The sequence below is a fragment of the Streptomyces sp. H27-H5 genome (assembly GCF_026627505.1).
In the GTDB taxonomy this organism is placed as follows: domain Bacteria; phylum Actinomycetota; class Actinomycetes; order Streptomycetales; family Streptomycetaceae; genus Streptomyces.
This window is the reverse complement of record NZ_JAPNLK010000207.1, coordinates 1-4,977: the sequence shown is the minus strand read 5'-3', so window position 1 is coordinate 4,977 and position 4,977 is coordinate 1. Positions and strand designations below refer to the sequence as shown.

The window sequence follows — 4,977 nt, the reverse complement described above, 5'->3', positions numbered from 1 at the left end:
CGGCACCGACATCGGCCACCCCAACGACGCCTTCGACACCGCCGCCATCGTCCACCTCGCCGACCACGAGGCGTGACCGCACCCAACCCGCCCAACCGGAAAAGGACCTGCAACGCGCTGCACTAGACTTCGCTCTAGAACTCCTCACAGGTCACGACATGCATCCTGACCAGCGCCGATCCCTCGGGTGACAAGACAGTCACGAGGGCTAGGCGGCCTGGTCGGCGGCCGGTACCGTTCGTCGAGTCGAAGTTATCTGCGTTCGGCGAACCGCACAAGTGGCTAAAACTAGGTTTCCTGAATACAGTGAACCTAGGACAGGACGGAAGGGAGGAGGGGCATGCCGGCACGTATCTTCGATGGACAGCGTGTACGCGCGCTCCGTCGCTCCGCCGAGCTGACGCAGGAGGCCGTGGCTACCGCCGTGGGAGTCCACGCGACCAGCGTGACCGCGTGGGAGAAGGGCACGAGCCACCCGGATCCGGAGAGGCTTCCAGCTCTCGCCCGGGCGCTGGGGCAGCCGCTCGATGCCATGTTCCCGCGTGATGGTCTGCCCACTCTGGCAGACCTGCGGGCCGATGCCGGGTTCTTCCAGAACGAGGTCCCGGGGCTCCTGGGCACCAAGTCTGCCGGGCCGGTGGCTAACGCGGAGCGGGCCAAGCGGCGGCTCTCGGGCGTCTACGTCGAGCCGTTGGCCAAGGCGTATGACGTGAGCGTCGAGCAGCTGATGGCAGCACAGGAACGGTCCTTCGGAGTGGAGGTTCCCGAGCCCCACCCCGAGATGCCCACGAGCCTCGCCGACAAGATGCGGTATCTCCTGGAGAACCCGGACGACGACAGCGCGCCACCCTCGGATGCGGAGATCGCCCGTGCGGTGAACGCCTACGTCGGTGCCCAGGTGATCTCCGCTGCCGGTGTCGCGGACCTGCGGAACGGCGAGGTGACCGAGGCGTCCCCACCGGTGCTGGAGGGGCTGTCGGCTGCCTTCGGCGTCAGCGCCCTCTTCTTCCGAAGCCGCGACGTGGTCAAAAGGCAGGTCGCCGAGGGACTGACTCTGCTCGCGAACGTGCAGGCCGGCAAGATCCGCGGGCTGAAGGGCAGGCAGATGGGACCCGAGGGCCTGCCGACCGAGGTCATGGCCCTGATCAACAACATCGTCGCGGAAATCGAAGAGCGGGGCCTGCCCAGCGCCTAACGGCCCCGGGCGAAGCCCCGCTTGGTCGTTGCGATGTCTACGCGGCTTGGTGCTGGCGGCCGTTGGTGAAGACGGCGCGCACCGCGCTCAGAGCGGACAGGTCTTCGAGCGGGTTGCCGTCGACCAGGAGCAGGTCGGCGCTGTAGCCGGGAGCGATACGGCCGGTCTGGTCACCTACACCGAGGGCTGCCGCCGCTTCGCTGGTGGCCATGGCCAGGATCCGGTCTCGGGAGATCCCCAGGTGCTCGTAGAAGCCGAGGGCGCCGACGATCCCGTCGAACCCGGCGCGCTGGACACCGGCGTCGGTGCCCGCGATCAGGCGGGCTCCGGACTCGGCCATCCGCTGCACGAGCGCGAACATGGCGGCGGCCTTCTCCTCGCCGAAGAAGCGGGGGAGCATCCGCCAGTGCGGGCTGACGGCCGGGCAGACGTAGATGCCCTTCTCGACGATCTGCGCCAGGACGTCCTCGCGGAGGTCGAAGCCGTCCTCGGTCATCCACGTGCAGTGCTCGATGGTGTCGACCCCGGCGGCCACCGCGTCGGTGATGGCGTCGGTGCCGTGCGCGTGCGCGGCGACCATCAGGCCGGCCAGGTGCGCCTCCTCGACGACGACGGCGAGCTCCTCCGCGCCGAACTGGCTCTTCCAGCTGGGCGCTCCGCCCTTAGTGAGACCGCCGCCGCCGGCCATCACCTTGACGACCTTGGCACCTTCGGCCACATTGCGGCGCACGAGGGCACGGGCCTCGTCGGCGTTGGAGACCTCGCCCCCGAGGAACCAGCAGTGTCCGCCCGGCGGAGTGACGGGTGCCCCGGCTCCGATGATGCGGGGGCCCGGCGCGGTGCCGGCGGCGATTTCCTGGGCGAGGCGCAGCGCGAGGCCTCCTCGGTCGCCGAGGTCGCGGGCCGTGGTGACACCGGTAGCCAGCAGCTGGTCGGCCCGCTTGCGCATCCCCTCCAGCAGATCCTCGTCACTGGCTTCCTGCATGGTGGCCACAGGGTCGGCGCCGGCATCGAAGACGAGGTGGACGTGGGCGTCGATCAGGCCGGGCAGCAGGGTGGAATCCGGGAAGTCCTGGCGCGGTTCGCCACTGCCTGCCTGGGCTTCGACGTCGGCGCGCCGGCCGACGGCCGTGACGATGCCGTCCCGTACTAGTACGGCGCCGTCGGCTACGTCGGCGTCTCCGGTGAGGATGCGGCCAGCTGTGATCAGCATCAGGGTTCTCTTTCCGTGAAAGGTGGTCAGGCGGCGCGGAGGGCGTCGGAAAGGGCAAACAGGTGGGCGGCGTCAGCGCCCGCGCTATCGATCTTGGGTACAGCCAGGGGAATGACCGGCTGGGCCTCCTCGGACGCGTGGACGTCTGCGGCGGCTGCTGAGCGTAGGCGGTTGGCCAGGACGGCCGTGTCCATAGACAGCAGTTCCTCCGTGGTCAGGTCGCCCATGAGCGGGCTGATGCGGACCAGCCCGTCCCGACACTCGACCACGCGGCGGTGGTAGAGACGGTGCACGCCACGCACACCCCATGCTTCGAGCACCGTCGGCCGAGAGGCCAGAACGGTCTCGGGGAACCGGTCGGACAGCAGACGCCAGAGAGGCTCGAGGCGGCGGTATCCGCGGCGGTGCTGCCGCCACACCCGCAGAGCCGACAGGCGGCTGCGGGCGCCGGAGTAGGAGACGCCGACGACGAAGAGGAGGATGGAGAGGACCAGCAGCATCGCGACGGAGGCCATCAGGCCCTTCGGAACGGTGCCGCCCTGCCAACGCGTGGCCACGAAGACTGCCCGGACCGCACAGGCAGCGGCCATGGCCAGCAGCCCGACCGCCGTGATCCAAAGACCGGTGGAGTGCGGGCGCGGCGAAAGTCGGGCGTAGCGGACCGTCCAGATGCCAGCGGCACCCAGGGTGTAGGTCAGATACAGGCCGGCGACGCCGTAGAACGCGGCGAGCTGCGTGATCGTCATGTCCGCCGACGAGAAGGATCCGGCGAACACCTCGTGCGGCACCGTCGTGGCCGAGACGACGAGAACGGCTGCTACGACGAGAACGAGGATGGCCTCGCGACGTGCTCGCCGCCTACTCGTTGCCCGGTCGGCAGATGAATAGAGGTAGAAGCACATCAGGAAGTACACCGTGCCGAGCAGCAGGATGTTCTGTATGAGCTTGGCCGCGCCGTGGCCGGCAACGGTGTCCACGCCGCTGGCGCCGCCCGGCATGGCTACCGGATAGGACAGGGCCGCACACACGAGGCACAGGGTGACGGAGCGCAGGGCGCCGTCCCTGGGCGCCTTCGTGAGCTGGTAGACCTTCCACGCTACGGCGGCAGCCAGGATGAGGAGGAACAGGATCGTCATCACAGCCACCCCTGCCGGTCACCCAGGGCCAGATTCACACTGCGAACGGCCGGATCGGAGGCCGGCGGAGGGCCGACCTGCTCCAGGACGGACGCCCACTCCATGATGATCGTGGCGGCCTTCTCCACCTGACACTCCTCCTTGTCGAGGTACGAGCACCGCTGCCCGCCCTCCGTTCCAACTCCCGGCGCGAGGTCTTCCCAGCGGTGGCCCTGCGGCCCGTCGGCCTTCAGATGGCATAGCTCGTGCAGGATGATGTGGTCCTGATGGAGCTGGGTCGTGCGCTCCTGGACGACGATGACGTCGGCGTCCGGGAGGTCGAGCCAGAGCCCCACCGGTCCCGGCATGGGTAGCGGCGCCCGTCGAATCAGAATGGGCCGACCGCGCTGGGCCGCCAACGCGAGCCGAAGCTCGTCGATGCGCAGCGGCGGCTGGACGCCCAGCTCTTGGAGCTCCAGGCGTATACGCCTACGTAGCTGCCGGTCCGCCACTCGGTCCGCCCGCCCTGCAGGGGTGAAGGCTCCCGGTCGGCGGAGAGGCCAGGGACGTACCCGGCGCTCGGTGTTGCTGTGGGGACGCGTGTCCCCGGTTCGCCACCACATAGGTCCCTCGTCAGCCTGTAGTCCTCCGTCACACCCTGCGGGAGACGACGAAAAACACTGGCGCCATCGTTCGTATGTTCGAAATCCGAGGCGGATGCCACAACGGTGGGGATGCGGCTCGGCTTTGCTCCTACTGCTTGACGGGTGGGGTTCGCGGTCGGTCAACCGCGCCCCTGCACCGTGCGAGCGCTTTCCGCCCGGCGGCTCCGCAGGGCTAACGCTCAGGGCCCTGCGAGGGACGCATCCCCCACGTGGCCTGGCGGCGGAAGGTTCGCGAAGGCGAGCCCTGCGGAACCAGCGATTCCGCCCGCTTGATCGAACCGTACGTCATTCCCGGAGCGGGTTGATCAGCAGTCTCGGGCGGGCCAATAGGGCTCGAAAGCCATTCAAGATCGAAAGTGTCTACTTGATCAACCGCGTCCATGGCATGCATTGCCATGAACGCCATCTGACCTGCCGTTATCCACTTGCGAGGTTGACAGGTTCGCGGAAAGTACCCGCCGGTAGATTCGTTATGGATCCGAAATGAAGCACCCGTGGGGCGTCCTGTCGGGGTGGTGCGATTCGGGCAAATCGGAACCCTTCTCGATGATCTTGATTTGCGTGACATAGGTCGCACCCGCGTGAATGCAGAAGTGAATTAACCTGGCGCCATGGCTACCGCGATCACCGAAACTGAAGCCTTTGCGAGCTTCTGGTCTGAACCTCGATCCACCGTGTAACGGCCGGGCTGTGGACGGGGAAACGGGAGGAGGTGCCCGCTGACCTGGGATGATGGGAGTTCTCACGCTTCCACCAGCACCAACCGGCAAGGCACCTCTCAAGTGAAAT

At 67.8% G+C, this 4,977-nt stretch carries 4 protein-coding genes; 1 reads left to right on the top strand and 3 read right to left on the bottom strand.

Going from position 1 to position 4,977, the window contains the following annotated elements; translation table 11 throughout:
- The first annotated feature begins 340 nt into the window (after positions 1-340).
- Positions 341-1,195 carry a helix-turn-helix domain-containing protein gene (locus OTB19_RS41515; RefSeq protein ID WP_267804049.1) on the top strand — a complete coding sequence of 285 codons (855 nt, stop codon included), beginning with the start codon at positions 341-343 and terminating at the stop codon, positions 1,193-1,195.
- A 37-nt stretch (positions 1,196-1,232) separates the two neighbouring features.
- On the opposite strand, the gene OTB19_RS41510 is transcribed toward OTB19_RS41515, so the two are convergent.
- Genes OTB19_RS41510 through OTB19_RS41500 form a run of 3 tightly spaced genes read right to left on the bottom strand, consistent with a single transcriptional unit; the run spans position 1,233 to position 3,891 of the window.
- Positions 1,233-2,408, bottom strand: coding sequence for an amidohydrolase family protein (locus OTB19_RS41510; RefSeq protein ID WP_267804048.1), 1,176 nt, complete (start codon positions 2,406-2,408; stop codon positions 1,233-1,235).
- A 26-nt stretch (positions 2,409-2,434) separates the two neighbouring features.
- On the bottom strand, positions 2,435-3,544 hold the full coding sequence (locus OTB19_RS41505; protein WP_267804047.1) for an MAB_1171c family putative transporter: 1,110 nt from the start codon (positions 3,542-3,544) through the stop codon (positions 2,435-2,437).
- A complete protein-coding gene (locus tag OTB19_RS41500; RefSeq protein ID WP_267804046.1) occupies positions 3,544-3,891 on the bottom strand; it encodes a hypothetical protein in 348 nt (115 codons plus the stop codon). The genes OTB19_RS41505 and OTB19_RS41500 overlap by 1 nt, the downstream gene beginning before the upstream one ends.
- Positions 3,892-4,977 lie beyond the last annotated feature (1,086 nt).

Excerpts from the sequence above, each read along its gene's own strand:
- OTB19_RS41505 (WP_267804047.1), bottom strand. The coding sequence starts at position 3,544 with ATGACGATCCTGTTCCTCCTCATCCTGGCTGCCGCCGTAGCGTGGAAG.
- OTB19_RS41500 (WP_267804046.1), bottom strand. The coding sequence starts at position 3,891 with ATGCCGGGACCGGTGGGGCTCTGGCTCGACCTCCCGGACGCCGACGTC.
- OTB19_RS41510 (WP_267804048.1), bottom strand. The coding sequence starts at position 2,408 with ATGCTGATCACAGCTGGCCGCATCCTCACCGGAGACGCCGACGTAGCC.
- OTB19_RS41515 (WP_267804049.1), top strand. The coding sequence starts at position 341 with ATGCCGGCACGTATCTTCGATGGACAGCGTGTACGCGCGCTCCGTCGC.